Genomic DNA, 25,392 nt, shown 5'->3' with positions numbered 1-25,392 from the left:
GAGTAGATGGTCCGGTTTTTAGAGAAATATGTTATGCCAGTAGCAGGGAGAATTGCGCAGCAGCGGCATTTACAAGCAATTCGTGATGGGATTATTTTAACGATGCCTTTCTTAATTATCGGTTCATTTTTTCTTATTATCAGCGCTTTACCAATACCTGGATATAACGATTTTATGGAAAGTTTATTTGGAGGGAATTGGCAGAAGGCGTTAGGGTATCCAGTTAGCGCAACATTTAATATAATGTCTTTAATAGCTACTTTTGGAATCGCTTACAGATTGGGAGAACAATATAAAGTAGATGCATTAGCAGCAGGAGCATTGTCACTTGTATCCTTTTTACTAGCAACTCCATTTCAAGTGACACATATTATACCTAGTACGAAGGAAAGTGTAGTAGTAGATGGGGTTATACCTGCTGCATTGATGGGGAGTCAAGGGCTATTCGTGGCGATGATTATAGCACTTATATCTACCGAAATTTACAGGTTTATTATCCAGAAGAAGATGATTATTAAAATGCCGGAAACGGTTCCACCAGCTGTAACACGTTCATTTACTGCACTCATTCCAGGTTTTATCGTTGTGACGGTTGTTTGGATTCTGCGCTTAATTTTGGAGCAAACCACTTTTGGTAGTATTCATAATATTGTAGGGCAGCTTCTGCAAGCTCCGCTTAGTGTACTTGGAGCAAGTCTTTTTGGCGCGGTGGCAGCGGTTATTGTTGTTCATGTGCTTTGGGCATGTGGGATTCACGGGGCCGCAATTGTAGGCGGTGTTATGAGCCCGGTTTGGTTATCATTAATGGATCAAAATCGTATTGCTTTTCAGGGGGGGCAAGATGTCCCAAACACGATAACAGCACAATTCTTTGATTTGTGGATCTACACAGGTGGATCTGGTGCAACGCTTGCACTTGTTGTAGCGATGTTATTATTTGCACGGAGTCAGCAATTAAAAAGTTTGGGTCGGCTATCAATCGCACCAGGTATTTTTAATATTAATGAAATGGTCACGTTTGGAATGCCAATTGTACTGAATCCACTTTTGCTCATTCCATTTATACTTGTTCCTGTCGCTATGACATTTGTTTCTTATTTTGCAATGGAATGGGGGCTTGTTGCTCGGCCAAGCGGTGCGGCAGTACCGTGGACTACACCAATTCTTTTTAGTGGATATTTAGGGTCGGGTGGGAAAATTTCAGGAGTTTTCTTGCAAATTGTTAACTTTATACTTGCATTTTTGATTTATTTACCGTTCTTGAAAATGTGGGATAAACAAAAAGTAGCCGAAGAAAAAGGGGAGTAGGCAATTAAGATGGATATATTAGAGACGCAAGCCTTTCATTTAATTTTACATGGGGGAAATGCGAGAAGTTGTGCGATGGAAGCCATTGATTATGCAAAGCGCGGAGAATTTCAAGAAGCGGAGGCGAAATTGCAGGAGGCCTTACAAGAACTACAAGAGGCACATCGTTTACAAACGAATTTAATACAGAGGGAAGCTGGGGGGGAAAAGACAGAGATTACACTGCTCATGGTTCATGCGCAAGATCATTTAATGAATGCGATTATGGTGAAGGAATTAGCGAGTGAATTTGTAGAGTTATATAAGAAAATGTTAGCGAAAGAATGAGGCCTTGCGTATGCAAGGTTTTTTTATGTTTGAAAAAGAGTCAGTTATGACGTAAAGAATACCACTTATGTACCAATCTATTTCTTTTTTTGAAATATATGTAACAATAAGGGCGTAAGGGAGGTGGAAGGCAGTGAAAATTCACCTTGAATTAAATCCATCACAAGATGAGATAGAGATTATTGTCAAAGCAAAAGAAGTGACAGATGAAGTTCAGCAACTTTTAAAAAGGATAGAAGGGGGGAATGTGAAGCAAATTGTTGGAGTATTGAAGCAACAATATTATTTGTTAGAGCCAAAAGATATTTATTGGTTTTATACAGAGGGGCGAAAGGTAATGGCTCAAACGATGAAAGGAAGTCTTGAAGTGAAATCTCGTTTGTATGAGTTAGAAACAAAATTACAGGGTGATCGCTTTGTACGATTTTCAAAGTCTACACTCGCTAACTTGCAACATGTAATAAACTTTGAAATGTCATTTAGCGGCAGTATGTGTGCACACTTTTCAAATGGAATGAAAGAATACGTTTCAAGAAAATATGTACCGTTTATTAAAGAAGCTTTGAATATGGGAGGAGGCTAGGAATATGGTTACTTTGTTTGATAGGATAGGTGCCAAGGTTATCGCAGGAATGGCGATGGCGATGCTTTATAGCTTATTGTTTTTAGGAATTGGTTATGTAAATGGAATGGATGTATTAGAGACAAAAACACTGCTTACTCACCTTGTAGCATCAAATATTGTAGGGCTGATTTTCTCGTTTGCTTCCTTTGTATTTGAGAAAGAAGAATGGGGCATTTTAAAGCAAACAATCATTCACTTCATCATTTTATTAGGCACATTTTTACCGACTGCAATTTGGGTTGGTTGGGTTCCAAATCATCTCGTTCCGCTTCTCATTTGCACAGGTAGCTTCATCGTTATTTACTTCATTATATGGTTTGCGATGACAATGTATTGGAAAAAGAAAATTGAGGGATTGAATAATAGCTTGAAATAAAGGAATCGAAATGAAGTAGGCCATTTAGTGAAAATCATATTGTTTTGGTGGAGTTCAATGATAAATCGAGAGTCGGTTTAATCACATTTAGTCTTGTATGAATCATAACAGTACCATCAGTGAATCCACTGATGGTACTGTTATGACTGAAAGTCCTCGTTTTTCATAGTTGACATACATGAGTTCTTTCCTCTTAATTTATCCTTTTGTATATTGAAAAATATAATTCCCATAAATTTTTTCTTATTACAAAGAAAATGAATGTTTTTTATAAAAATATTTTATTTTATGTTTTAAGCACAACTAGACAACTAAACACTAATCTATTTTCATACAGATATGTGTTACAAGCGTGTTGTTTTATAACACACTATCAATATTTTGGGTAACACACTTTTTGAAAGCGATAACACACAATGAAAACACAGAGAAAAACGTTAATTTTAGGAGGTTTAAAAAATTGGCACGGAATTTGCATTAATAAAAGGCGTAAAGAAAAACAAATAAACAAAAATAGTTTACATGCATAGGGGGACTAATTAATGAATATTTTACTTTGTTGTTCAGCAGGAATGTCTACAAGTTTACTAGTTACAAAAATGGAAGCAGCTGCAAAGGCTCGCGGGTTAGAAGGAAAGATTTGGGCTGTATCTGGGGATGCAGTAAAAAACAATATTGATGAAGCAGACGTATTATTACTAGGACCACAAGTTCGTTATATGCTGTCTTCGATGAAAGCGCTTGCTGATGAGAGGAACGTTGGTATCGATATTATTAATCCAATGCACTACGGTATGATGAATGGAGAAGCAGTTTTAGATCACGCTTTAACACTTAAAAAATAATTAGGGAGGGAAAGAAAATGCAAAAGTTTATCGCATTTATGGAAAAATATATTGTTCCAGTCGCTGGTAAAATCGGGTCACAACGTCATTTAGCTGCGATTCGTGATGGGTTTATCGCGGTTATGCCACTTATCTTAGTTGGTGCATTTGCATCACTTATTAATGGTTTTCCATCCGAGGCTTTCCAAAACTTTATGAAAGGTACATTCGGAGAAGTTTGGAAAGACGTCGGCGGTGGAATGTGGACAGGGTCTTTCGCAATTTTAGCACTAATTATAGCGTTTACAACAAGTTATAACTTAGCAAAATCTTACGGTGTTGATGGATTGTCAGCGGGTATTATTTCATTTGGTGCGTTAATTATTCTTACACCAACAACACCGAAAGAGGGCGGATTGAACTTAGCTTGGACAGGGTCACAAGGCTTATTCGTAGCAATCATTGTAGCGCTTCTTGTTACTGAAGCATTCCGCTTCTTTGTACAAAGAGAAATTACTTTCAAAATGCCAGACGGAGTACCGCCAGCAGTTTTAAGATCATTTGCAGCATTAGTTCCAGCGTTTGTTATTTTAACAGTAGTTGCGGGTATTCAATTAGCAGTGAAATTAGCAGGTACAAGTGTTCATGAATTTATCTTTAATACAATTCAATTACCATTACAAGGTTTAGCAGGTACATTACCAAGTGCGATTGTAATTGTAATTCTTGTTCACGTTCTTTGGTTCTTTGGTTTACATGGTCCAAACATTGTTGGTGGGATTATCGAGCCATTATACTTACCGGCATTAGAAAAAAACATCAAGATGTTCCAAGATGGTGTGTCTTCATTCGATGTTCCAAACATTATTACAAAACCATTCTTTGATACTTTCGTATATCTTGGTGGTTCTGGTGCAACATTAGCATTCTTAGTGGTTGTATTAATTGTGGCAAGAAGTGCGCAATTGCGCGGGGTATCCCGATTATCAATTGGACCTGGTGCGTTTAACATTAACGAACCAGTAATCTTTGGTACACCAATTATTTTAAACCCAATTTTATTCGTTCCGTTTATTGTGACACCAGTTGTATTAGTAATTACTTCTTACATGGCTATATCTCTTGGATTTGTTCCAAAAACAGTTGCGATGATTCCATGGGCAACACCACCAATCATTAGTGGTTACCTTGTAACAGGCGGACACATTTCCGGTGCAATTCTACAGTTATTCAACTTTGTAATCGCGATGGTGATTTACTATCCATTCGTTGTATTATGTGACCGTTCTATTGTTAAAACTGAAAAAGCAGCGGCACAAGGAAATAATCAATCTGTACCTATGTAATACATGATTGTTCTCACGGGTGAAACGAGCTCGTGAGAACAATAACTTTATATCTTGTTCAGAAAGATGGCACACATCTAGAAGAACACCAAAACCAATTTAAGAAAATAATATTTTCATAGACACGTTCAAACTGAAGGGGTATTTTAATCGGTTGAACTATATAGAGAGGGCGGTATTTATGATGACTACAGCAGAACAAATCCCATTCCAATTAATTTTACACAGCGGTAACGCAAGAAGCTATGCGATGGAAGCACTGCAATATGCAAAACAGGGGAAATTAGGGGAAGCGGATGAAGCGATGGCAAAAGCGAAAGAAGCGATTAATGAAGCACATCATTTCCAAACAGAACTCATACAATCAGAAGCAAGAGGAGAAAAAACAGAGATTAGTGTTCTTTTAATTCATGCACAAGATCATTTAATGAATTCAATGACTGTGAAAGAATTAGCAGCGGAATTTATCGACCTTTATAAAAAGCTTGATGCGAAAGGGGAATAAGGTATGAGCGGAATTAAAATTGCTACAATCGGTGGTGGCTCTAGTTATACACCGGAGTTAATTGAAGGGTTTATTAAGCGTTATGATGAGCTTCCTGTTCGTGAAATTTGGTTAGTAGATATTGAAGCGGGAAAAGAGAAGTTAGAAATCGTTGGTAACTTAGCAAAACGTATGGTGAAAAAAGCAGGTTTATCAATTGATATTCACTTAACACTTGATCGCCGCGCAGCATTAAAAGATGCTGACTTTGTAACAACGCAGCTTCGCGTTGGTTTATTAGAAGCGCGCGCGAAAGATGAAGCAATTCCATTAAAATATGATGTGATTGGTCAGGAAACGAATGGTCCTGGTGGTTTATTCAAAGCATTGAGAACGATTCCTGTTATTTTGGATATTTGTAAAGACATGGAAGAGCTTTGTCCGAATGCTTGGCTGATTAACTTTGCAAATCCAGCTGGTATGGTAACAGAGGCTGTACTGCGTTATACAAGTATCAAAAAAGTAGTTGGATTATGTAACGTTCCAATTGGTATTCGTATGGGACTTGCAAAGATTCTTGAAGTAGATGCGAGCCGTGTTCATGTTGACTTTGCTGGTTTAAATCACATGGTCTACGGATTAGATGTGTATTTAGATGGAGTAAGTGTGATGGACCGAGTGCTAGAACTTGTAACAGATCCGGAAAAACAAATTACGATGGAAAACATCGCTGCACTTAATTGGGAGCCAGATTTCATTCGCGGACTTCGTGCAATTCCATGTCCATACCATCGCTACTACTATAAAACACGTGAAATGCTAGAAGAAGAAAAACAAGCTTCTATTGAAAAAGGGACACGTGCAGAAGTGGTGAAAAAATTAGAAGATGACTTATTCGAGTTATATAAAGACCCGAATTTAGATAGTAAGCCACCACAATTAGAAAAGCGCGGCGGAGCTTACTACAGTGATGCAGCATGTAGTTTAATTACGTCTATTTATAATAATAAAGGTGATATCCAACCTGTTAATACAAGAAACAATGGTGCAATTGCAAGCTTGCCACATGATTCTGCTGTTGAAGTAAACTGTATTATTACGAAGGATGGTCCAAAGCCGATTGCAGTAGGTGATTTACCGGTTCCTGTTCGCGGTTTAGTTCAGCAAATTAAATCATTTGAGCGCACGTCAATTGAAGCTGCTGTTACAGGGGATTATCATAAAGCGCTGCTTGCTATGACAATTAATCCACTTGTACCATCAGATAAAGTAGCAAAACAAATTTTAGATGAAATGTTGGAAGCACATAAAGAATATCTTCCGCAGTTCTTCAAAAAAGTAGAAAAGTAAAAAGCGGCGCTGACTCAGCCTGCTTTTTTTCATTTTGCAGGAGGGAAAAAATCTATGATTCGATTAATTGTAAATGCAGATGATTTTGGTCTTACAGAAGGTACAAATTACGGCATTATTGAAGGACATGTAAACGGGATTGTGAATTCTACGACGATGATGATGAACATGCCAGGGACGGAGCATGCAGTACGCTTAGCAAAAGAATATAAGACATTAGGAGTAGGGGTGCATCTCGTCTTAACTGCGGGAAAACCTCTTCTTACAGATGTTCCGTCTCTTGTAGGTGAAGATGGATTGTTTCATAAGCAAAGTGTAGTAAGAGAAGGAAACATAAACCCTGAAGAAGTTGAAAGAGAGTGGACGGCTCAAATTGAAAAGTTTCTATCTTACGGATTAAAGCCAACACATTTAGATAGTCATCATCATGCACATGGTTTACCGATTTTGCACGATGTTCTTGAACGATTAGCAGATAAATATAATGTGCCAATCCGCCGCTGCGCAGAAGAGAGGGCGGTGCGTCCATTTTCTGATGTGTTTTATAGTGACTTCTATAGCGATGGCGTGCAGGAAGATTACTTTGTCAAATTAGTAGAGCGTGTACAGGGTGGAAAAACAGTAGAGGTTATGGTGCACCCTGCTTACATTGACCCAGAGCTTGTGAAGCGTTCTTCTTATGTAATGGATCGTGTGAAGGAGCTACGAATTTTAATGGAAAGTGTTTTACCAGAAGGGATAGAACTAGTGAGATTTTAATATATATGACGACATAAAACCTTTCTTTTTGGATGGGAGAGGGGATCCGGCCATGCATAGAAGCGGTCAGATCCTTTTTTAGTCCCATGCCAAGTGAAAACAAAGAGAGAAAATGAGTACAGGTCACCTTTTGATTTCCATGGCCGCGATTTAGACGTTTGAAAATCTATAGTAGAAAAGCCGGTTTAGTAAGACCGTCTTTTTGTATGGCTAGATAATAGAAAGAATATAACCGCTTAAAGCACCAAGAACAACAACGATCCATGGAGGTGCTTTCCAAAATGCTAATAGACAAAATAAGAGAGAAGCGATAACAAAATCAGTTTTATTCATGATTGTGCTTGTCCAAATAGGGTCATAAAAAGAAGCTAGTAAAATACCGACGACGGCGGCATTAATGCCAAGGAGTGCCCCTTGTACATAAGACAAGCGTCTCACTTGATCCCAAAATGGTAATACACCAATGACAAGTAAGAATGCCGGGAGAAAGATAGCGATTGTCGCAATAGTAGCTCCTAGTGCCCCGTCTAGTACCGTTCCTATGTAAGATGCAAATGTAAAAAGAGGACCTGGAACTGCTTGTGTTAAGCCGTATCCTGCTAGAAACTGTTCTTTTGTCATCATGCTATTTAATACAAATTCATTTTCAAGAAGGGGAAGAACGACATGTCCTCCGCCAAACACGAGTGAGCCAGAGCGATAGAAACTATCAAACATGGCAATCCAGTGCGAAAATGGTCGTAATAGTGGTAACAAGAATAATAAACTAAAGAATAGTAGGAGACAAAGGGCAGCTGTTATACGTGAAACAGGAATATGTGTTTTGCTAGCAGATGGAATTTCATGCTTACGATATAAGAGCCAACCGAGAAGACCAGCAAGTAGAATAAGCGTGACTTGTGTCCAAGTGCTTGGAAATAATAACGCAATTGCAGCAGTAATAATTGCAATTGTTGCTCGGTTACGGTCCGGTGTTAATTTCTGTGCCATTCCCCATATTGCATGTGCGACAATCGCTACTGCTACAAGTTTTAATCCATGAATCCAGCCAGCTTCCACTACATGAAATTGCTGGAGTAGTGAAGCGAAAAAAACAAGAACGAGAACTGACGGGAGTGTAAAGCCAATCCAAGCGACTACAGCTCCAAGGAGCCCGCCTCGTGATAAACCGATGCCAATTCCAACTTGGCTGCTTGCAGGACCGGGTAGAAATTGACAGAGTGCCACTAAATCCCCATAGCCCCGCTCATCCATCCATTTTCGTTTTTGTACATATTCGTGATGAAAGTACCCAAGATGAGCCACGGGTCCTCCAAAAGAAGTAAGGCCTAACTTGAGTGATACGAGAAAGATTTCTATTATTGTTTTCAAGAAGAACCTCCTAAAGAAATTTTAAATCTACGAGCATTATATAGTAAGCAGTGTGCTGTCAGGAATGATTGTTATGTAATATTTTTGTAAATATTTCTTGAGTAGACTAACCATCATGAAAAAGCATTTCTGAAAGAGTCATAATTAATCGTGTCCCGGCAATAAATTAGTTAAAGAGATACCAGCTATTCAAATTGAAATTTATATAAGGAGAATGTTGCTAGTATGACAAAACATTTTGTTGCTAAGCTGAAAGGCGGTAATGAATTACCTCCTGTAAAATCGAAAGCCTATGGGGTCGCGGAGCTTATTTTTAATAGCGACTTTACGAAACTACATTATAGGGTGATATTGAAAAATATTGAGAAGGTAACATCCTGTCAAATTCATTTAGGGAAAGGAAATCAGACCGGGCCAGTAGTTGTGTTTTTATATGGACCTGTGAAGCATGGAATTAGCGTAAATGAAGGAACGATAACGGGTGTGGTGTCCACTGAAGATTTAGAGGGACCTTTGCAAGGGAAGACGTTTGAAAATCTTGTGCAGGCAATTGATGAAGCGAATGCATATGTAAATGTTTATACAAAAGCACATGCAAGCGGAGAAATTCGTGGGAAGGTAAAAGAATATATCAGGTCCATGAGCCGGTAAATAAACATGCCCATGAATTTTGAAGTTCACGGGCATGTTTACGTTACTCTCTTTTTTCTGGTTGATTCTTTATGAAGAAGTCCATTACATAAAAAACTTCATCATCTGGAATTTGTATTTCAAATGTGTTTTCAATTGGTTGCAATGCTTTTTTTACTTTCATATACATCCAATATTCATCTTGTCTACGTGCTTCTTTGTCAGGATAAGGGAGGAGCTTTTCTCCCTTTTGTAGCCGGTCAATCATACAGCTCATATGCAAAATAACTCCCATTAAACTATCGGGGTTTAACTGTAAGGAGATGAGCTCTTGAATTGTATTGAGCGCGTACCGTATTGTTTTAATCATCAGTGCCCCATCATCGCGCTGCATTTGTTGCCCGAGAATATCAGCCATTTTTGCATATGTTTCTTCATAGGTAATTAATTCTTGAATCGGTTGAATGGCTTTGTAGTTTACAATATCTTGGAAATGATAAGTTAAACATGGTACTTGTACATCAAAGTTTGTCACAATACAAATCATATTGCGTTCTTTCTTTATATTTTCGATCATTTTTGTTAAATCTTTTTCATGAACGATACTAATCGGAATAATTTCTATTAAATCTTTATCGAATCGTAAATAGTTTTCAAGCATTTTTTGAATGGCCAGTGCGCTTCCTTCTCCTGTTAAACAAGCTGTTAAAATGACTGATTTCATTGGAGCGAGTGGCTTTTTCTTTTCTTCTTGTACATTAAGGTAAAACGGTGTTAAGTTTTTCACGGTTTCGTATAATGCATCTAATGAGTACCCGAGCTGAGCTTTTCTTGCTGCTTCTAATGCGTGCGGTGTACTTGTCATCGAAAGAACGCGTACAGGGATATGAAATTCTGTCTCTAGTATATCCCCGATATAGGCGAGTGAACCCATATCGACAAGTAAGAGAAGACCATTTATATGTCCCAGTGTTTTCATGTACACTTTTACTCGTTCTAAGAAATCTTTCGGTGATTCATGAAGCGGCATATCAATTCCTGTTACTTCATCAATACCGAGGAGTTCATTCGCGACATTTGCCATTTCTGTTGCGATACCATTGCCGTGGGCTAAAATTAATACTTTTACTTCTGTTTGGAAAGCAGGAATGGGATCAACAACGAAAAACATCGTTAAGAATCCAGCTTCATCAATTGGCATCGTTACTTGTAATTCTTCTTCTAATAGTTGAATACATTGCATGGCAACTGAGAAAGCTTCTTTATATTTCGTACGAATTTGATTCAGCTGCGGATGATGAATTTGTTTCCCGCCCTGCAGTCGTTGTAAAGTTGTCTGTACATGTAAATTTAAAGCAAGAAAGACTTTTTCATCAAATGTCTTAGCTAAATGTTTTTCGGCTAGTTCAGCGATTTTTTCGCATACAGAAACAATATTGCGATCGACAATTTTAAAGACATTTTCATGACTTGTCTTTTGTGACATTTGATTAAAATACTGAACGAAAAAGCTTTGGAGATCATTGTCTATTAGTAATTCTAATTCTTCTTCTTCAATACCGCGTGCTTGTAATTCTTCATATTTATGATCAATGTAATCATAAATGGAAGAACGTGAATCTTCTGTTTTATGTTTGCTCCATCCTTCGTCACTCGTAAATACAAATGTTTCGTTTGGCACTTGATACAGATGACGGCTTTTTCTTTCAATAAACAAGCCTTCCTTCATGTACCATGGCAAGTCAGCACTTGAAACGCGGACATGATCTCTTTTCTTTGTTACGAAATCAGAATAGGCTTTCGCACAGGCAATTTGTACATCGGTTTTTAATTGTCCGATATTGTTTGGACATTGATAAAAGACGAAAGCACGCATTGCGTTCGGACTGACATGAATTTTTTTTCGCAGACGAATTGCTTCATTTGTAAAAAAGAGCTGCAAGAGGGCGAAGCGTTCCTGATGCGTTCGCTCACGAAGTGGTGGAAGCGTTACGGTCATCGGAATCCGTCTTGTAAAGGTTTTGAGTAAAAAAGAGTTTGGTTCTTCTGTTGTTGCAGTAATAATTAATACTCGTGCTCGGCGCTCGTTCTCTGTTTCTCCAAGGCGGCGATACACACCGCGGTCAATAAATGTGAATAACATTTCTTGACCTTCTGGCGGGAGGCGGTGCACCTCATCCAAGAAGAGAATTCCTTCGTGGGCTTTTTCGATTAACCCTTTTTGGTCACTTGCACCAGTGTAAGCCCCCTTTTTTATCCCGAAAAGTTGTCCAAGCAGGAGCTGTGGATTATTTGCGTAATCCGCACAGTTAAAAACGATAAACGGTGCATCTTTTGGGAGCTGATTTACTTCAATTGCATACTCGTGCATTAAAGAGGCAAACATAGATTTCCCGACACCCGTTTCTCCAAGTAGTAATGTATGCATACCATTTGGAGGATAGAGTACAGCAGCCTTTGCTTTTTCAATCGCAATTTTGAGGCTTGTGTTTTTTCTTGCAAAGGCATCGAGTGAAGTATTATTTTGTGAATGCGCTTCCACGTGGGAGTTGGCTCCTAAATAGAAACGGACAGGGCGTGTTCCCGTTTTGGATAAACGACCATCTTTCACAAGTTTATTTAAATCGCTGCTTACATTTGCACGGTCTAGCTGTAGAAGTGTAGCGAGTTCAGATGCTGTTACACCTTCTGAGTAATTCCCTTTTTGCATTGCATTATAAATGAGGTCCATTCGTTTCATTTTTCTTCACCTCGAAACTTCGTCACTATTTAAAATTTTACACAAAAATGGGAAGTGTGGGAAGAGAAAAAGAATAAACAGCTCTAGTATATACTAAAGCTGTTACAATCTTGCGTCCTTCCAGAAATTCACTTCTGAATGAGAGGAAGGATTATAGGGAAGAAGTGTGTATCCTTTCGCCTTAAGGTAGTCAATTACCTTTGGAAGAATTTTCACTGTAACGCTAGAATCATGCATTAAAATAACTTCAACTTGTTCGTCGCTTTGGTTCATAACACGCTCTAATATAGCAGAAGGATTATGATAACTTTTCCAGTCATATGTATCGATTGTCCAATCCCACATTTTGTACTGAGCGGAAACAAGTGCATCACGATAATTCTTTTTTAAATAAGGCATACTACCATATGGAACGCGAACAAGGTGTGTATCTAAATTTGCTATATGGCGGACAATAGAGCGGGCCTGCTCCATTTCGGTAATTAAAACGGATGGATCACCAGTATATAAACGCTTTACGTCATGAGACATGCTATGAAGACCGATATAATGACCTTCTTGTATGAAACGTTTCATTGTTTGTGGATAATGTGAAGCCTTGCCACCAATTACAAAGAAGGTTGCCTTTCCCTGCTTTTGCTTTAAGATGTTTAAAATTTGTGATGTGTATTTGTTTGGCCCATCATCAAATGTTAAGTATGCAATTTTAGGCGGAAGGGCCGCGTTCTGAATCGTAGATTGATGTGTAAGTGGGGAGTTAGCGGCTGCTTCAGTATAAGATACCGAACATGTAGTAATACTTAAAAATATAATAATACATTGAAACGTTTGCTTCATCAAAATACTCACCCTCAGTCTAACAGTCATGGAGAAGGAGTTAAGATTGTAGTCTCATTATCCTCTTTACATGTATATCTTTCTCCAATAGAAGAACTCTCAAACAAACTATATTTTGGAAATAAAAAATAGCACTCTTTCTTAAGAAGAAAGAGTGCTATTTGAATATTTTACACTAATAAAGGCTATACTACAGTTATTATTCGCGTTTTTTTACTTTTTTATAGAAGGAAATAATTGGTTTGTAACGTTCGTGCACAAGACCAATTACTTCTGCTACGATTTCAGTAAAGAAGATTAAAGCGAACAGAAGGATAATGGATAACCACAATGTTGCGCTAGTGAAAATAATTGCATTTACGCTAAAGAAAATACCAAATGCGTAAATGATAAGTACCGTCGTACGATGAGAAAAGCCCATTGCCAATAGACGATGATGTAAATGCGATTTATCTGGTGCAGAAATTGGTTTTTTATTCACAATTCGTCTGATAATTGCAAATGTGGTATCAAAGATAGGTACACCTAAAATGATAATAGGAACAAGGAAACTGAATAACGTTACACTTTTGTATAATCCCAGTAACGATATAACAGAAATACAATATCCTAAAAATAATGCACCTGTGTCTCCCATGAAAATTTTAGCTGGATGGAAGTTATAGAATAAAAATCCAAGTGTACTTGCAAGTGCAATGAGTGCTAGTGGCAGAATAATAACAGCACCAGTACCCATAGGGCTAGTAAAGGCCATATATGCTAATGTTGCAAGGACGATAGATGAAATCCCAGCGGATAATCCATCTAATCCATCAATTAAGTTAATGGCATTTGTAATACCTACAATCCAAAATACTGTAATTGGATATGCAAGGATACCAAGTTCAGTATCTCCTAAGATTGGAATATACAACACCTGTACTAATAATCCACTTTTTACAATAAGTACGGCAACTAACAGTTGTCCACCGAACTTTACCTTTGCTGATAATTCGTACATATCATCTAAAATACCGATGATGATAATGATAACAGCACCTATAGTAATCGACATCATTCTTTGTTCATATAATCCACTAACAAAGAACCCAACGGCTACACCAATGAAAATTGCCAGTCCACCTAGACGAGGCATAATTTTTTGGTGTACTTTACGTGCGTTTGGCTTATCAGTTGCTCCAATCTTAAATGCTAATTTGATAACGAAAGGAGTAACAACTAATACGGTAATGAAAGATGCCAAAACAGCATAAATCACTTGTGAGTCCATTAATACCCCACCTTTTATATTTTAACGTAATTTTTCGAACAAGTTATCTGAAAATTATGATGATTGTTTGCAGGCTCATAACATATGGTATCACAAAAAGATTAGAATTCAATCTTTTTTTCTATTCACTGTAATTGGAAATAGATAAAATATATGACAAGTTTATAATAAATACGATGTCGCACAAGAAGGTTATAATATATCTTATCATTAACTTGTATTGCATAGTTTTTAAATTGTGGTACAGATTTATGACATTTACATATAAGTCTGTTCCTAGTAGGGATGGTAGGATGTGACCGATTCTCTTTACTATAAGTGTTGCACGTTAAAATACGTACGTTTCGCGTTAAAATATGGAAATATGAAATGAGCCAGTAATAAAGCAGTTTGTAAAGAAAAATGTCCAATTGGAGGGCGTTATTTTACAAAATCTTAAAAAAGGAAAGGGCAGGTGTCTCATATAATAGGGAGTGAGGGCTTGCATGCTATCTCATTTTTATATATTTAAAAGCAACAACTTCATGTCTTAGTACGGGAAAAAGAGTGCCTTAAAGACATCGACATATATTCAGTTTTAGTATGAAAGGGGGAAGCCCAGAATATCTAAACTATAATCTTAGGTATTCTGGGCGGAACATCTAATGAAAATTACGGTGATAGGTACTGGATATGTAGGATTAATTACTGGAGTAGGATTAGCCACATTAGGTCATTCGGTTACTTGTTTTGATATAAATCAAGGGAAAATAGCGAAAATGAAGCAAGGGGAAATGCCAATTTATGAACCTGGTCTGGGGCAATTAGTAGATGCAGCAGTCCAAGAAAAACGATTAGCATTTACATCAAGTCAAACAGAGGCATTTAAACATTCAGATTTCATATTTGTAGCAGTAGGAACACCATCTTTACCGGATGGAACGGCAGATTTAACATATATTCGTAATAGTTGTTATGAAATTGGTATGTGTGCCAATTCAGATATAATTGTGGTTACAAAAAGTACGGTTCCTGTAGGTACGAACGATCAAATGAAAGAATGGATTCAGGAGAAGCTACAAGGGCGGCATATGATACATATGGTATCGAATCCGGAATTTTTACGTGAAGGTTCTGGTATACATGACTTTTTTCATGGTGATCGCATCGTCATAGGAGCGGAGACAGAAGAAATCGCGCAGAAGGTAGAGAGGCTATACAGTAAGCTGTTAATTGAAACGTTTGTTACAGATATCCGCAGTGCGGAGATGATTAAATATGCTTCAAATGCTTTTTTGGCTACGAAAATTAGCTTCATAAATGAAATTTCTAATATATGTGAGAAAGTGGGCGCAGATGTGTTAGAAGTAGCAGGTGGCATGGGAATAGATCGGCGAATCGGTCCCCATTTTTTACAGGCAGGTATCGGTTATGGGGGTTCATGTTTCCCAAAAGATACAAATGCTCTCGTTCAAATTGCAGGTAATGTTGCGCATGATTTTAGATTGTTAAAAGCAGTAATTGAAGTGAATAACAAACAACAGATGTTGCTTGTTCGGAAAGCTAGAAGCGTAATGGATATGAGGGGAAAGCAGGTTGCGGTGTTAGGAGCAGCCTTTAAGCCGAATACAGATGATATTAGGGAAGCACCGTCTCTTCTTATTATAAAAGAGTTATTAGAGATGGGAGCAAATGTAATTGTATACGACCCGCAAGCTATTTTGCATGTGCAGCAGTTGTTTGGAGAAGAAATAAAATATACAACTGATTTAGATGAGGCAATCACAGAAGTGGACGCGGCGTTTATTGTAACCGATTGGGAATGCATACGAACGTATCCATTAGAAAGGTATGTGCAACTTATGGGTGAACCTATTTTATTTGATGGGAGAAATTGTTATACTGGGAAAGATGTTGAGAAACATAGAATGGATTACTATTCCGTTGGCAGAAAGAGCATTCGTAATAGGAAAGTTTCTACCGTCTGTTAAGAACGCTTTTTTTGTCCTTTTATCTTCTCAATATATAATGGTGAGTGTAACAATACTATATAAATCCATGTTGATTAGCTGGTATATAAGTTGCGGCTATGAAAATAAAAGGAGATTTCCACTCGTTTTCTCCGTTTGTTTTCACATGGCATGGGAGCTAATGGGTCTGATCGCTTCTATGCATAGCCGGACGCTCTTTCCCACTCAAAAGGGGAGGTTTTATGTTAGTTTTTCATATATCGTAACTAGTGAAAGAAAAGAGGCATTGAAATGACTGAACGTTTAAAAGTAATGACGATTTTTGGAACACGTCCAGAAGCGATTAAAATGGCACCTCTTGTGTTAGAGTTGCAAAAACATCCTGAGAAAATTGAATCAATTGTAGCAGTGACAGCACAGCATCGCCAAATGTTAGATCAAGTATTGAATATCTTTGGTATTACGCCGGATTTTGATTTGAATATCATGAAAGACCGTCAAACATTAATTGATATTACAACACGTGGTTTAGAGGGCTTAGATAAAGTAATGAAGGAAGCAAAGCCACATATCGTTCTTGTACATGGTGATACAACAACTACTTTTATTGCGAGCCTTGCTGCTTTCTATAATCAAATTCCGGTTGGCCATGTTGAAGCTGGACTTCGTACATGGGATAAATATTCTCCATACCCGGAAGAAATGAACCGTCAATTAACAGGTGTAATGGCAGATCTTCATTTCTCGCCTACTGCAAAATCAGCAATGAACTTGCAACAAGAAAATAAAAATGAAGCACGTATTTTCGTAACAGGAAATACAGCGATTGATGCACTAAAAACAACAGTGAAAGAAGAATATAGTCATCCAGTACTAGAGAAGCTTGGAAATGACCGACTTGTACTTATGACAGCACATCGTCGTGAAAATTTAGGTGAACCAATGCGCAATATGTTCCGTGCAATTAAACGCCTTGTTGAAAAGTACGAAGATGTACAAGTTGTGTACCCAGTTCATATGAATCCTGTTGTTCGTGAAACAGCTAACGATATTTTAGGAGATCATAATCGTATTCACTTAATTGAACCACTAGATGTAATTGATTTCCATAACGTTGCAGCACGTTCATACTTAATGTTAACAGATTCTGGTGGTGTGCAGGAGGAAGCACCTTCTCTTGGCGTACCGGTTCTTGTTCTACGTGATACGACAGAACGTCCGGAAGGTATTGAAGCAGGTACATTAAAATTAGCAGGTACAGACGAAGAAACAATCTTTACACTTGCAGACGAATTATTATCTAATAAAGAAGCACATGATAAAATGGCGCAAGCATCTAATCCTTATGGTGATGGCCTTGCTTCAGAGCGTATTGTAGAAGCAATTTTACAATATTTTAATAAAAAATAAGTAGAAAAAAGAGCCGCTCCTCATATCTGTTGATATAAGAAGCGGCTCCTTTCTTTTAAGTAGTAATCTCTACTGATGATTTCGCATTAACCATTCCGCGTTAGCGTTCGTAGACGGAGATTCCTGTTCTTTTTTCTTAGTAGATGAATTTGTTGAATTCGTATCAGAATTAGAACTTGTATTGGTTGTAGAATTCGTGTCTGTTTTATCTTGTCCTAAGTTTTTCAAAATTTCATTACGAACATTTTGAACGCTCATTTCATCCGGAATAAAGTAATAGATATCATTTAGTTTTTTATCTTCACCTTCTAATTTAATCGTTTTTATGTTAGAAGGATCGAATCCAGATAACTTATTATATAAGGCAAGTCCATCGGATACAGGTATATCAGTTTTTACATATTTTCCAACAACCTCCGCTAAATCTTTAATCTTAAAGACTGTAGAAGCGGAATTTAGTTTATGGACAACCGCGGCAAGTACTTGTCGTTGTCTTGCAGCTCGGCCATAATCTCCATTTGGATCTTGCTTTCGCATACGGACATAAGCGAGTGCTTCTTCGCCATTTAATTCTTGTTGTCCTTGTTTAAATTGAATCAGCTTGTAGTAATCTATATCAGATCGTTCCTCGAAATTAAATGGAACATCGACTGTAATGCCACCAACGGCATCGACGATTCCTTTAAAGCCTTTGAAATCAATTTTCACGTAGTGGTCAACAGGCACCCGTAAAAAATTCTCGACGGTGTCTAATGCCATTTTTTCTCCGCCGTAAGCATGCGCCGCGTTAATTTTATCTTTTTTATTTTTTCCAGCAATCGTAACACGTGAGTCACGCGGGATACTCATGAGTGAAACATTTTTTGTTTTTGGGTTAATTGTTGCGAACATAAGAGAATCTGTTCGTCCATTTTGTCCATCCGTTGCATAATCTTCAATTCCCATAATAAGGACGCTGAAAGGTTCTTTTGTAATTTCTACATCTTGCGTACGTAATTTTGATTTATCACGAGTAAAGCCACTATACATCTCCATGAGTGAAGAGTAAGAGTTAAACATGTAAAGCCCTACACTACCAATTAAGGACATAAAAATGAGATAGATAAACAATCTACGTCTGCGCTTTTTTTTCACTCTTCTTTTCTGGAGATGATGATAACGCTCTTCCATACATAAACTCCTTTTAATATATATATGTTATTGTTGCACAATGTCTTGTTCTAAATACAGCATGTCATCTTCTTGTATTGTACATTTCCCATTTGTTAGTTCAATCATCCACTCTGTGAAAGTTTGTTTTTGATCTTCTTCCACATAAGTGTCAAATGTCACATTTTCTAGGTAATGAATCTCTTTAATAGCATATTTTGAGTGGCGTAATTCATTTTCAATTTTTCCAAGTAGTGTATAATCAATTTCTGTCTTCATAACTCGCATTAATTTTCGTTCGACAACACCTACATAGTTAATTCCTTCACTTGTACATTTTCCATATGCACGAATTAAACCACCGGCACCAAGTTTAATGCCGCCAAAATATCGTGTGACAACAACAACGGTATCTTTCAATCCACGTTTTTTTAATACTTCTAGCATAGGTACACCAGCTGTACCGCTTGGTTCACCGTCATCATTTGCCTTTTGAATTTGATCTTGCTCCCCAATTAAATAGGCTGAGCAGTTGTGTGTTGCGTTCCAATGCTGCTTTTTTATCTTTTGAATAAATTCTTGTGCTCCTTCTTCTGTTTTCGCTCGACTTATATAGCAAATAAACCGTGACTTTTGAATGACAATTTCGTGCTCACCGTAGCCTTTGATTGTTAAATATTGTAATAACAATGATATACGCCCCTACCTTTCAAGATTACTAGTACTTTTTATTGTAAAAGGGGGAGTTTTCAGATTCAAACATTTTTTGTAGGAAAATAGCAAATTCTATTATAAATTTAATATTTTTGTTGTAAATTGTCCAAGTGTTTATTATAATCTTACCCCGGCATTTTTCATACATTAATGCACCTTTTCCTATTTTCGTGTAAAATTAGGAAATAAAAACTTTTTTATAAGGCAGGTACGAAAATGAGAACAGCTATTGTTACTGATAGTACAGCATATATACCGAAGCATATTCGTGAAGAACTCAATATACATATGATTCCATTAAATGTGATTTTTGGAACGAATTCTTATCAAGAAGAAGCAGAAATTACAGCGGATGATTTTTATGTAAAAGTACGTGAACATGAAGAACTTCCAAAAACTTCTCAACCAGCAATTGGAAAATTTGTGGAACTATTTGAAGAACTGGCAAAAGAATACGATGCGGTGATTTGTATCCATCTTTCAAGCGGAATTAGCGGTACATATCAAACAGCAACGACAGCTGGGCAAATGGTCGAAGGGATAAACGTATATACGTATGATTCTGAAATTAGTTGTGAAGTACAAGGGTTTTATGTGCGTGAAGGTGCAAGAATGGTAAGCGAAGGAAAGGCGCCAGAAGAGATTTTAGCTAGGTTTGATGAAATGAAGCAAACGATAGATGCTTATTTTGTTGTTGATGATCTCCATCATTTGCAACGCGGTGGCCGTTTAAATAGCGCGCAAGCATTTATCGGTAGCTTATTGCAAGTAAAGCCAGTTTTATATTTTAGAGATAAAGTTATTATCCCGTTTGAAAAAATTCGCACACGCAAAAAGGCACTAAAGCGTATCGTTGAAATTTTCGATGAACATGCGAGTAAAGGTATGCCGATGGAAGCTGTTATCATTCATGCAAATCGTGAAGAAGAAGCGAAAGAGTGGCAGCAAGAATTAGAGGAAAAGTACCCTCAGGTTACAATCCGCATCAGTTATTTTGGTGCTGTAATTGGAACGCACTTAGGAGAGGGATCACTAGGTCTAGGGTGGTATACAAAATAATAAAAATGTAAAAGCTCTCTTTTTGTAGAGAGTTTTTTACGGATATACGTATGCCTATTTGACAAGTTAATATTTTGAAGTGATAAAATTTAATTTATATAAATACGGATTGAAAGACCGACATAAAGTGAAACTTTAATCAGTGGGGGCTCCATCCCCCACTGATTATTAGCCCTCGCCAATCGGGCTTAGGGACAGTGCCTTTTTTAGCCCTATTCCATGTGAAAACAGAAGGAGAAAATGAGTGGGAGTCTCCTTGTGTTCTTCATAGTCGCAATTTATATGTTGGGAAATCAAAATGCATTTATAAAAATAAGGAAAGTTTTATTACTTACTTTTTATAAGAAACTATTTTATAATAAAGGAGAGGTGAAACATATGGAGCATAATTCTTGTTTATGTCCAAAGTTTGAGTCGGCTTTTACACTTCTTAGTAAAAAGTGGACGGGTTTAATTATTAAATCTTTGTTAGAAGAGCCGAAGCGATTTAGAGAAATTGCGGATATTATCCCAAATATGAGTGATCGTATGTTGTCAGAGCGTTTAAAAGAATTAGAGAGCGAAGGTGTAGTCGTTCGTAATGTGTATCCAGAAGTACCTGTTAGAATCGAATACGGATTAACAGACAAGGGAAAAGCATTAGAAAGTGTTATGAATGAAGTCCAAAATTGGGCTGAAAAATGGGTGAAATAATAGATTGTTCGATGAATAGAGAGAAAAAAGCACAAGGAGTGTTCCTTGTGTTTTTTTTATAACAAATGTATGACAATTGTACAAAAAATAGCGCGATTCCCTTAAGATTCTACAAGAAAATACAGGATTAGAAGGAAAATGTCAGGAAATTACAAACGTAATATTACATTTATTTTACAAAATCGTAACATTGATAAAATATCTCCCGAAATATGGTATAAATTTAAATAGATTATATACGGAAAAGAAAAAAAGAAAGCGGTGTAAAAACAAAATGAAAAAGCTAAAAATGGCATCTTGCGCATTGGCTGCAGGATTTATGATGTTTTCAGTGGTAACACCAAATGTATTTGCGGAAAAGATTGAGGATGTAAAAACACAAATCAACTCACAAAATGACACTTTACATAAACAACAACAAGAACGTGACGAGCTTCAAAAACAAATGAATGACTTAAATAAAACGGTTCAAGATTTAGATACGTCTGTTCAAGAAAATGCAGCAAAACTTGATGAAACAACGAAAAAAGTTGGAGAAACACAAGCATTAATCGAGAAGAAAAATCAAAACATTGCAGATTTACAAACGAAAATTGCAAAACGTGAAGAGTTATTAAGAAAGCGTTTAGTAGCGCTTCAAGAGCAACCAAATACAAACGTTGTAACAGAAGTTGTTGTAAACTCTAAAAACATTGCAGATTTAGTAGATCGTTTAACTTCTGTTTCGAAAATTCTTGAATCTGATGAAGATATCATGACAACACAACAACAAGATCAAGCAACTGTGAAAAAAGATGTTGAAACGGTAAAAGAAAAACAAAAAGAATTAAAAGAAGCGCAAGTAAAAATCGAAACTGCAAAGAAAGAACTTGATGCTGAAAAAGCGAAAAAACAAGAAGCAGTGAACGATTTAAGCGGTAAAATGGATACAGTTGTAAACAGCATGACAAGCACAGAGGGTCAATTAAAAGAGCTTGAAAAGCAAGCATTATACTTACAACAACTAGCTGAAAAAGAAGCGCAAGAAAAAGCAGCACAAGAAGCTGCTGCGAAGAAACAAGCAGAGCAAGCTCAGCAACAAGCTCAGCAACCGGCACCAGCAAATAATGGTGAACAAGCTAAGAAAGAAGATGTTAAGCCAGCACCAGCACCTGCTCCAAAACCAGTTTCAAAACCAGTTTCAAAACCAGTTCCAGATACAGGTGTAATTGGAAAAGCAAAAAGCTTAGTTGGTATGAAATATGTTTGGGGTAGTTCTTCACCGTCAAATGGCGGTTTTGACTGTAGTGGATTAGTTTCTTATGTATATGGTTTAGGACAACAAGATACAAGAAGTTTATGGGGATCTGTACAAAAAATTAGCGCATCTGAAGCGCAACCAGGTGACCTTATCTTCTTACAAGGTACTTACAGAGCAGGCGTATCACACGTTGGTATTTACATTGGTGATGGTCAAATGATTCACGCTGCTGATGAATCAACTGGTGTTACGTACGGTAGTGTAAATAGCAGTTATAACACAGCTCATTTCTTAGGTTACGGTAGATTATAAGATTTTTAACTAAATAAAACATGTGTATAAAGTCGATAGCTTACTATTTTAAAAGTAGGTTATCGGCTTTTTTGAGTTTTTACGAGAGAAAGAGAAAGGCTTATAGTAAAGCTATATAAATATGAATACGCATAGAAAGACCGACATAAAACCATTCCTTTTAGGTGGGAGAGAGTATCCGCTTATGGATAGGAGCGGTCAGTGCCTTTTTTAGCCCCATGCCAAGTAAAAACAGAAGGAGAAAATGAGTGGAGAACTTCTTTTGTTTTCATAACCGCGACTTATATGCCAGAAAATTAAAATGGATATATAAGTGTAAATTGAAAAAATGAAATAAAACCTTTCTTTTTAGACGGGAGAGAGCATCCGCTTATGGATAGGAGCGGTCAAGTGCCTTTTTTAGTCCCATGCCATGTTTAAAACCAAAAGAGAAAACAAGTAGCGGTCACCTTTTATTCTTCGTAACCGCGACTTATATGCTGAAAAATCAAAATGGATTTATATAGGGGGCGTTACTATGCTAGTAGGAAGACAAATGCTACGAGAAGAACTTTCGTTTTCGAAAGATGAACTAGAGCGTTTGGAAAGACAAGGAGATATTTCTTTGGAAAGAGGTGTAATAAAGAAATCGTCACATTATGTATGTCAGCGCTGCGGAAATAGCGAGCAACGGTTATTTGCTTCGTTTTTATGTAAAAGGTGTAATCAAATGTGCACGTATTGCCGAAAGTGCATCACGATGGGGCGAGTGGGAGAATGTACAGTAATTGTTCGCGGTACTCGTGATATAGAAAGCGAGTCCTTGTCACAACCTTTGCAGTGGGAGGGACAGCTATCACCTGGACAAGAAATAGCAGCGCGCGGCGTAACGGAAGCTGTCCGCCGAAAAGAATCTTTTTTTATATGGGCAGTATGCGGAGCTGGTAAGACAGAGATGCTTTTTTATGGTATAGATGAAGCTTTACGAAAAGGCGAGCGGGTTTGTATTGCAACACCGCGGACTGATGTGGTGTTAGAGCTCGCACCCCGTTTACAAACTGTTTTTCCAGATGTACCGATTGCTGCGTTATATGGTGGTAGTTTGGACCGTGAAAAGGAAGCGAGACTCATCGTTTCTACAACGCACCAGTTGCTTCGTTATTATAGAGCATTTGATGTTATGATTGTGGATGAAATTGATGCTTTTCCATATGCGATGGACAAGATGCTTCATCATGCAGTAGAGCAAGCGAGTAAAGAGCGAGCTGCGCAAATTTATTTAACTGCAACCCCGGCAGAAACATGGAAACGTAAGCTATGGAGTGGTAAACAAAAAGGTGTAATCATTCCGGGGCGTTATCATGGTCAGCCTTTGCCAGTTCCAAGGTTCCGGTGGTGCGGTAATTGGAAAAAGGCGCTAAAACGAAAAGAAATCCCGCATGTTGTTTTTGAATGGCTACAGTATCATCTCCTTAAACAATCTCCTATTTTTCTATTTGTTCCTCATGTACGTTATATTGATGAAGTAAGTGTATTATTAAAAAAAATAGATGATCGCATTGAAGGTGTTCATGCGGAGGATCCAAAGCGAAAAGAAAAGGTAGCTGCGTTTCGAAAAGGAAATATCCCATTATTAGTAACAACGACGATTTTGGAACGCGGCGTGACGGTAGAGAATTTGCAAGTAGCTGTGTTAGGGACGGAAGAAGTCATTTTTTCGGAAAGTGCACTTGTACAAATTGCTGGCAGGGCCGGCAGAAGTCATCGCAGGCCAGATGGTGATATTCTTTATTTTCATTATGGAAAAACAGAAGCAATGATACGCGCAAAAAAACATATTCAATTTATGAATAAAAAGGCAAAGCAAGAAGGGTTGATACATTAATGCATTGTCTACTTTGTCATGATTTTATTTCAGAAAGCGTTAGCTGGTATTCTTTTTTTATTCAGTCTGACAGGCGGTGTATATGTGAGCGATGTGAACGGAAACTTTCCTATATTATAGGAGAAATTTGTGATGACTGCGGCAGACCATTTGAGTCTCTGTCAGAGGAGTATAGAGAAGGTAACCTTTGCAAGGATTGCGTAAGATGGCAGGAAGAGAGAAATTTTCTACCTATAAAAAATCGATCTGTGTACGTCTATAATGATTGGATGAAGGAAGTATTAGCTCAGTTTAAATTTCGTGGGGATGCTGAGCTTGTTCGTATTTTTTATGCGCACTTTGTAGCTACATTTCGTAAGTGTTTTTCAGACTGTCATGCGATGATTCCGATTCCGCTTAGTAAGGAGCGAGAATACGAGCGTGGTTTTAATCAAGCGGAATTGTTAGCATCTTGTTTACCACTTAGTTTTCTACAAACATCTTTAAGTAGAAAAGACACGGAAAAGCAAAGTAAAAAGAAACGTATAGAGAGGCTTTCAGTAGCGAATCCCTTTTATTTTCACAAAGAAGAAATGTTTATTGGGCAGCATCTTTTACTCATTGATGATGTGTATACGACAGGAATTACGGTTAGGCAAGTTGCAAAGTGCCTGTATGATGCAGGTGCTCAAAAAATTTCTAGCCTTACTCTTTGCCGTGGGTAATATATGTATGTCGAAAGATACAATAAAAAGGCGACAAGACTTCTTTGACTT

Annotated in this window: 23 protein-coding genes; 17 read left to right on the top strand and 6 right to left on the bottom strand. The window is 37.5% G+C overall.

Translation table 11 applies throughout. The features are described from left to right. Positions 1–6 precede the first annotated feature (6 nt). The 9 genes from celB (C564_RS0109420) to chbG all read left to right on the top strand — a co-directional run bounded on the left by celB (C564_RS0109420) (position 7) and on the right by chbG (position 7,399). Positions 7–1,308, top strand: a complete 1,302-nt coding sequence (celB, locus tag C564_RS0109420) for a PTS cellobiose transporter subunit IIC (protein WP_018765140.1) — start codon at positions 7–9, stop codon at positions 1,306–1,308. A 9-nt stretch (positions 1,309–1,317) separates the two neighbouring features. After that, positions 1,318–1,635 (top strand): PTS lactose/cellobiose transporter subunit IIA, encoded by a 318-nt coding sequence (locus C564_RS0109415; protein ID WP_018765139.1) that lies wholly within the window; start codon positions 1,318–1,320, stop codon positions 1,633–1,635. Positions 1,636–1,768: 133 nt separating this feature from the next. Then, positions 1,769–2,218 carry a LytTR family DNA-binding domain-containing protein gene (locus C564_RS0109410; RefSeq protein ID WP_018765138.1) on the top strand — a complete coding sequence of 150 codons (450 nt, stop codon included), beginning with the start codon at positions 1,769–1,771 and terminating at the stop codon, positions 2,216–2,218. A gap of 4 nt (positions 2,219–2,222) precedes the next feature. Further along, a complete protein-coding gene (locus C564_RS0109405; RefSeq protein ID WP_003202021.1) occupies positions 2,223–2,636 on the top strand; it encodes a DUF3021 domain-containing protein in 414 nt (137 codons plus the stop codon). A gap of 542 nt (positions 2,637–3,178) precedes the next feature. After that, positions 3,179–3,481, top strand: coding sequence for a PTS sugar transporter subunit IIB (locus C564_RS0109400; RefSeq protein WP_018765137.1), 303 nt, complete (start codon positions 3,179–3,181; stop codon positions 3,479–3,481). Between the two features lie 17 nt (positions 3,482–3,498). Continuing rightward, complete coding sequence (gene celB, locus C564_RS0109395; RefSeq protein ID WP_003202026.1) at positions 3,499–4,806, top strand: PTS cellobiose transporter subunit IIC; 1,308 nt, start codon at positions 3,499–3,501, stop codon at positions 4,804–4,806. Between the two features lie 181 nt (positions 4,807–4,987). Then, positions 4,988–5,311, top strand: coding sequence for a PTS lactose/cellobiose transporter subunit IIA (locus tag C564_RS0109390; protein WP_003202028.1), 324 nt, complete (start codon positions 4,988–4,990; stop codon positions 5,309–5,311). Positions 5,312–5,314: 3 nt separating this feature from the next. Further along, entirely contained in the window at positions 5,315–6,640 is a 1,326-nt protein-coding gene (gene celF / locus C564_RS0109385; protein ID WP_018765136.1) for a 6-phospho-beta-glucosidase, read from the top strand. Positions 6,641–6,694: 54 nt separating this feature from the next. Continuing rightward, positions 6,695–7,399, top strand: coding sequence for a chitin disaccharide deacetylase (chbG, locus tag C564_RS0109380; RefSeq protein WP_018765135.1), 705 nt, complete (start codon positions 6,695–6,697; stop codon positions 7,397–7,399). A gap of 210 nt (positions 7,400–7,609) precedes the next feature. Here chbG and C564_RS0109375 read toward each other — a convergent pair whose 3' ends face one another. After that, entirely contained in the window at positions 7,610–8,770 is a 1,161-nt protein-coding gene (locus tag C564_RS0109375) for a chromate transporter (protein ID WP_018765134.1), read from the bottom strand. Between the two features lie 225 nt (positions 8,771–8,995). Between C564_RS0109375 and C564_RS0109370 the strand changes: the two genes are divergently transcribed. Further along, complete coding sequence (locus C564_RS0109370) at positions 8,996–9,421, top strand: CHRD domain-containing protein (RefSeq protein ID WP_018765133.1); 426 nt, start codon at positions 8,996–8,998, stop codon at positions 9,419–9,421. A gap of 43 nt (positions 9,422–9,464) precedes the next feature. Here the strand turns inward: C564_RS0109370 and C564_RS0109365 are convergent, their stop codons facing one another. The 3 genes from C564_RS0109365 to C564_RS0109355 all read right to left on the bottom strand — a co-directional run bounded on the left by C564_RS0109365 (position 9,465) and on the right by C564_RS0109355 (position 14,247). Continuing rightward, positions 9,465–12,140 carry a PRD domain-containing protein gene (locus C564_RS0109365; RefSeq protein ID WP_018765132.1) on the bottom strand — a complete coding sequence of 892 codons (2,676 nt, stop codon included), beginning with the start codon at positions 12,138–12,140 and terminating at the stop codon, positions 9,465–9,467. 102 nt (positions 12,141–12,242) lie between these two features. Continuing rightward, positions 12,243–12,977, bottom strand: a complete 735-nt coding sequence (locus C564_RS0109360; RefSeq protein WP_018765131.1) for a polysaccharide deacetylase family protein — start codon at positions 12,975–12,977, stop codon at positions 12,243–12,245. Between the two features lie 199 nt (positions 12,978–13,176). Beyond that, positions 13,177–14,247 (bottom strand): glycosyltransferase family 4 protein, encoded by a 1,071-nt coding sequence (locus tag C564_RS0109355; protein WP_003202041.1) that lies wholly within the window; start codon positions 14,245–14,247, stop codon positions 13,177–13,179. Between the two features lie 644 nt (positions 14,248–14,891). Here C564_RS0109355 and C564_RS0109350 point away from each other — a divergent pair. Then, the gene (locus tag C564_RS0109350; protein WP_018765130.1) at positions 14,892–16,217 is read left to right on the top strand and encodes a UDP-glucose dehydrogenase family protein; all 1,326 of its coding nucleotides are present in this window, start codon (positions 14,892–14,894) and stop codon (positions 16,215–16,217) included. 270 nt (positions 16,218–16,487) lie between these two features. Further along, positions 16,488–17,606, top strand: a complete 1,119-nt coding sequence (wecB, locus tag C564_RS0109340) for a non-hydrolyzing UDP-N-acetylglucosamine 2-epimerase (protein WP_018765128.1) — start codon at positions 16,488–16,490, stop codon at positions 17,604–17,606. A 69-nt stretch (positions 17,607–17,675) separates the two neighbouring features. On the opposite strand, the gene C564_RS0109335 is transcribed toward wecB, so the two are convergent. After that, positions 17,676–18,776 carry an LCP family protein gene (locus tag C564_RS0109335; RefSeq protein WP_018765127.1) on the bottom strand — a complete coding sequence of 367 codons (1,101 nt, stop codon included), beginning with the start codon at positions 18,774–18,776 and terminating at the stop codon, positions 17,676–17,678. Between the two features lie 27 nt (positions 18,777–18,803). Next, positions 18,804–19,445: a YigZ family protein gene (locus C564_RS0109330; RefSeq protein WP_018765126.1), complete on the bottom strand. Its 642-nt coding sequence runs from the start codon at positions 19,443–19,445 to the stop codon at positions 18,804–18,806. A gap of 240 nt (positions 19,446–19,685) precedes the next feature. Between C564_RS0109330 and C564_RS0109325 the strand changes: the two genes are divergently transcribed. From C564_RS0109325 to C564_RS0109305, 5 genes are all read left to right on the top strand, one after another. Then, a complete protein-coding gene (locus C564_RS0109325) occupies positions 19,686–20,528 on the top strand; it encodes a DegV family protein (RefSeq protein ID WP_018765125.1) in 843 nt (280 codons plus the stop codon). 378 nt (positions 20,529–20,906) lie between these two features. Further along, positions 20,907–21,221, top strand: coding sequence for a winged helix-turn-helix transcriptional regulator (locus tag C564_RS0109320; RefSeq protein WP_016112543.1), 315 nt, complete (start codon positions 20,907–20,909; stop codon positions 21,219–21,221). 274 nt (positions 21,222–21,495) lie between these two features. After that, positions 21,496–22,773 (top strand): C40 family peptidase, encoded by a 1,278-nt coding sequence (locus C564_RS0109315; RefSeq protein WP_018765123.1) that lies wholly within the window; start codon positions 21,496–21,498, stop codon positions 22,771–22,773. A 517-nt stretch (positions 22,774–23,290) separates the two neighbouring features. Then, complete coding sequence (locus C564_RS0109310; RefSeq protein WP_018765122.1) at positions 23,291–24,637, top strand: DEAD/DEAH box helicase; 1,347 nt, start codon at positions 23,291–23,293, stop codon at positions 24,635–24,637. Continuing rightward, positions 24,637–25,341 carry a ComF family protein gene (locus C564_RS0109305; protein WP_026008514.1) on the top strand — a complete coding sequence of 235 codons (705 nt, stop codon included), beginning with the start codon at positions 24,637–24,639 and terminating at the stop codon, positions 25,339–25,341. The genes C564_RS0109310 and C564_RS0109305 overlap by 1 nt, the downstream gene beginning before the upstream one ends. Positions 25,342–25,392 lie beyond the last annotated feature (51 nt).

It is taken from the genome of Bacillus sp. 105MF, from assembly GCF_000374885.1.
GTDB lineage: Bacteria > Bacillota > Bacilli > Bacillales > Bacillaceae_G > Bacillus_A > Bacillus_A pseudomycoides.
This window is presented reverse-complemented; position numbering and strand designations above follow the sequence as displayed.

Coding starts and splice junctions, on each gene's coding strand:
- celB (WP_018765140.1), top strand. CDS start 7: ATGGTCCGGTTTTTAGAGAAATATGTTATGCCAGTAGCAGGGAGAATT.
- C564_RS0109415 (WP_018765139.1), top strand. CDS start 1,318: ATGGATATATTAGAGACGCAAGCCTTTCATTTAATTTTACATGGGGGA.
- C564_RS0109405 (WP_003202021.1), top strand. CDS start 2,223: ATGGTTACTTTGTTTGATAGGATAGGTGCCAAGGTTATCGCAGGAATG.
- C564_RS0109400 (WP_018765137.1), top strand. CDS start 3,179: ATGAATATTTTACTTTGTTGTTCAGCAGGAATGTCTACAAGTTTACTA.
- celB (WP_003202026.1), top strand. CDS start 3,499: ATGCAAAAGTTTATCGCATTTATGGAAAAATATATTGTTCCAGTCGCT.
- C564_RS0109390 (WP_003202028.1), top strand. CDS start 4,988: ATGATGACTACAGCAGAACAAATCCCATTCCAATTAATTTTACACAGC.
- celF (WP_018765136.1), top strand. CDS start 5,315: ATGAGCGGAATTAAAATTGCTACAATCGGTGGTGGCTCTAGTTATACA.
- chbG (WP_018765135.1), top strand. CDS start 6,695: ATGATTCGATTAATTGTAAATGCAGATGATTTTGGTCTTACAGAAGGT.
- C564_RS0109370 (WP_018765133.1), top strand. CDS start 8,996: ATGACAAAACATTTTGTTGCTAAGCTGAAAGGCGGTAATGAATTACCT.
- C564_RS0109365 (WP_018765132.1), bottom strand. CDS start 12,140: ATGAAACGAATGGACCTCATTTATAATGCAATGCAAAAAGGGAATTAC.
- C564_RS0109360 (WP_018765131.1), bottom strand. CDS start 12,977: ATGAAGCAAACGTTTCAATGTATTATTATATTTTTAAGTATTACTACA.
- C564_RS0109355 (WP_003202041.1), bottom strand. CDS start 14,247: ATGGACTCACAAGTGATTTATGCTGTTTTGGCATCTTTCATTACCGTA.
- C564_RS0109350 (WP_018765130.1), top strand. CDS start 14,892: ATGAAAATTACGGTGATAGGTACTGGATATGTAGGATTAATTACTGGA.
- wecB (WP_018765128.1), top strand. CDS start 16,488: ATGACTGAACGTTTAAAAGTAATGACGATTTTTGGAACACGTCCAGAA.
- C564_RS0109335 (WP_018765127.1), bottom strand. CDS start 18,776: ATGGAAGAGCGTTATCATCATCTCCAGAAAAGAAGAGTGAAAAAAAAG.
- C564_RS0109325 (WP_018765125.1), top strand. CDS start 19,686: ATGAGAACAGCTATTGTTACTGATAGTACAGCATATATACCGAAGCAT.
- C564_RS0109320 (WP_016112543.1), top strand. CDS start 20,907: ATGGAGCATAATTCTTGTTTATGTCCAAAGTTTGAGTCGGCTTTTACA.
- C564_RS0109315 (WP_018765123.1), top strand. CDS start 21,496: ATGAAAAAGCTAAAAATGGCATCTTGCGCATTGGCTGCAGGATTTATG.
- C564_RS0109310 (WP_018765122.1), top strand. CDS start 23,291: ATGCTAGTAGGAAGACAAATGCTACGAGAAGAACTTTCGTTTTCGAAA.
- C564_RS0109305 (WP_026008514.1), top strand. CDS start 24,637: ATGCATTGTCTACTTTGTCATGATTTTATTTCAGAAAGCGTTAGCTGG.